Origin of the sequence: Kocuria sp. CH-021 (assembly GCF_049716185.1) — a bacterium.
GTDB classification, from domain to species: domain Bacteria; phylum Actinomycetota; class Actinomycetes; order Actinomycetales; family Micrococcaceae; genus Kocuria; species Kocuria cellulosilytica.
The window spans coordinates 193,468-196,383 of the sequence record NZ_JBNAFK010000006.1; the positions used below are offsets into that span (position 1 = coordinate 193,468).

Consider the following 2,916-nt stretch of genomic DNA (forward strand, 5'->3'; position numbering starts at 1 on the left):
GCCACCACGGCGATCGTCCTGACGGTCATCACGACGACCGCGGTAGCCCTCGCCCTCACGACGCGGACCCCGCTCACCTTGCCGCTCATCACGCCGGTCACTCTCGCGCCGGTCACCGCGCGGGGCGTAGCCACCACGGCGATCGTCCTGACGGTCATCACGACGACCGCGGTAGCCCTCGCCCTCACGACGCGGACCCCGCTCACCCTGCCGCTCATCACGACGCTCGCCCTCACGGCGGTCACCGCGCGGGGCGTAGCCACCACGGCGATCGTCCTGCCGGTCATCACGACGACCCGGGCCACCGTAGCCCCCGCGCCGGTCACCCTCACGACGGTCACTCTCACGACGGTCACTCTCACGACGGTCGCCACGCGGGGCGTAGCCCCCACGGCGGTCGTCCCGACGGTCGTCACGACGGCCGCGGTAGCCTTCCCCCTCACGACGCGGACCCCGCTCACCCTGCCGCTCATCACGACGGTCAGCACGCGGGGCGTAGCCACCACGGCGATCGTCCTGCCGATCGTCGCGGGTCCTGCCGGTGGCACCGCGCGCGCCGTAGCCGCTGCTCCGGTCACCGTCGCGCGCGTCGCGGGACGGGCCGCGTCGTCCGTCGTCGGACCGACCCCGGGACGGCGATCCGGAACGGTCACCCTCGCGTCCCGTTCCTCCGCCGGGCCGGCGGTCGCCGGATCTTCCGTTCCGACGCTCGTCCCGGGACCCGTGCTGGAATGACTCGGACACGTACCGCTCCTCTGTGCCGACGCAGTGCCGGTCGGCTCTCGTGGATGTCGGCGGTGTCCGGAAACGGTCCGCCATGCTGATCGTCCCCATTGTATAAGCAGGCCCGGGGCCACTCCGCCCCGATTCGTTCCCGGCTGCGCCTCCGGCGGATGATGGACCCATGACCAAAAAACCCCTCACGTCCCACCTCCTGGTGCGCGTGCTGGTCGGGATCGTCCTGGGCATCGCCTGCGGTCTGTTCTTCCCCGAACCGGTCGCCCGCCTCTTCCTGACGTTCAACGGACTCTTCAGCGCGTTCCTCGGTTTCCTCATCCCCTTGCTGATCGTCGGGCTCGTCACCCCGGCCATCGGCGACCTCGGCAGAGGAGCCGGCAAGTGGTTGGGCGTGACCGCCGCCATCGCGTACGCGTCCACCGTCCTCGCCGGCCTCTTGGCCTTCCTCGTCGCACGCGCGGGCTACCCGTGGCTGCTGGGCGGGGAGCGCGAGCTCGACGCGCTGGCCAATCCGGAGGAGAGCGCCCTCACGGGTTTCGTCGCCCTCGAGATGGAGCCCGTGTTCGGCGTCATGACAGCACTTCTGCTCGCCTTCTGCCTGGGCGTGGGCATCACCCTCATCCCCGGAAACACCCTCCACCGGAGCATGGACGACCTGCGGGGGATCATCATGCGCATCGTGGAGCTGGTCATCATCCCGCTCCTGCCCCTCTACATCTTCGGGATGTTCATGGGACTCACCATGAACGGGCAGATCCTGGTGGTCGTCTCCACCTTCTCGAAGGTCGTGCTCGTCGCCCTGGCCCTGTCCGTGCTGCTGCTCGCGGCCCAGTACGTGGCCGCGGGAGTCTACGTGGGCCGCAACCCGGCCGTTCTGCTGAAGAACATGCTCCCCGCCTACGCCACTGCGCTGGGCACGTCCTCCTCCGCCGCGACCATCCCCGTCACCCTCCGGTGCGCGGAGGTCAACGGCGTCCGACCGCCCGTGGCCGGATTCGTGGTTCCGCTCAGCGCGACCATCCACCTCGCAGGGTCCACCCTGAAGATCGTGCTCTTCTCGGCAGCCATCATGACCATCACGGGAACACCGATCGACGACCTGGCCTACGTGGGCTTCATCCTGATGCTGGGCATCACGATGGTCGCGGCCCCCGGCGTCCCCGGCGGTGCGATCATGGCCGCCGTCGGTCTGCTCCAGGGCATGCTCGGCTTCGACGAGACCGCCGTGGCCCTCATGATCGCCACCTACATCGCCATCGACTCCTTCGGAACGGCCACGAACGTGACCGGGGACGGCGCCATCGCCGTGGTCATGAACAAGATCATCGGCGAGCGGGCCGTGAGCGAGGCCGGCAGGACGGCCTCGCCGGAGCGGGAGCCCGCGGACGCACCGCTGCGTCGCTGAGCCGACAGCTCCCCCTCCTGCGCCATGACGAAGGCCCCGACCGCACGGTCGGGGCCTTTCTCGTGGCGGGCCGCGCGGCCCTCCGGGCATCACTCACGCAGTGCCCAGTGGAGCTCGGTGCGCATGGCCGCGGGGTCGTCCCCCGGCCGGGGTTCCGTCACGTACACCTCCCACATGAGGTCGCCGAGATCGAGGCGTTCCCGTGCCGCCCACTCCGCCAGGTGCTGCCAGGAGCGTCCGAGGTCGTCGTAGTTGCCGCCGTGCACGGACGACGCCGCACGGGACGCGGGCAACCGGCCCGGCACGACCGGGCCGTGGGCTGTGACCGGCCGAGTCACGGGGAAGCCCACATCGAGATGGACCGTTTCCGCCGGCACACCGTGGTACACGGCCATCGGAGGCCCGGACGGCTCGAACGCCCCGTCGGCCATGGCACGCCGCAGGTCGTCGAACGCTCGGTCGAAGAACGCACGCAGGTCGCCCATGGCGACCGTTCCCGTCACCACGGCCGTGGACTGCTCCTGCTGTTCGGTCACCCGCGGGGACTCTGGATCCTGGTTCGTCGTGTCCATGCCCGCATTATGCGCCCGTTGCCGGAGCAGCGCCCGTATGACGGGACGGTGCCGGCGCTCGATGCCGATGGGGTGGTTAAATGCGGGGAGCCCCCGCACCGTGTGGTGCGGGGGCTCGACCCTGGTGGTGTGGTCCGGCGGTGTCCTACTCTCCCACACCCTTCCGGGTGCAGTACCATCGGCGCTGTGGGTCTTAGCTTC

Annotated in this window: 3 protein-coding genes; 1 reads left to right on the plus strand and 2 read right to left on the minus strand. The window is 70.1% G+C overall.

Annotation, left to right across the window (positions count from 1 at the left end; translation table 11 throughout):
* Window positions 1-488 (minus strand): hypothetical protein (locus ACPYN7_RS06735; RefSeq protein WP_424347114.1); only part of this gene is annotated, 488 nt, incomplete at its 3' end.
* 416 nt (window positions 489-904) lie between these two features.
* On the opposite strand from ACPYN7_RS06735, the gene ACPYN7_RS06740 reads away from it, so the two are divergent.
* Entirely contained in the window at window positions 905-2,143 is a 1,239-nt protein-coding gene (locus ACPYN7_RS06740) for a dicarboxylate/amino acid:cation symporter (protein ID WP_424347115.1), read from the plus strand.
* An 89-nt stretch (window positions 2,144-2,232) separates the two neighbouring features.
* On the opposite strand, the gene ACPYN7_RS06745 is transcribed toward ACPYN7_RS06740, so the two are convergent.
* Complete coding sequence (locus tag ACPYN7_RS06745) at window positions 2,233-2,715, minus strand: GyrI-like domain-containing protein (protein ID WP_424347116.1); 483 nt, start codon at window positions 2,713-2,715, stop codon at window positions 2,233-2,235.
* Window positions 2,716-2,916: the final 201 nt, after the last annotated feature.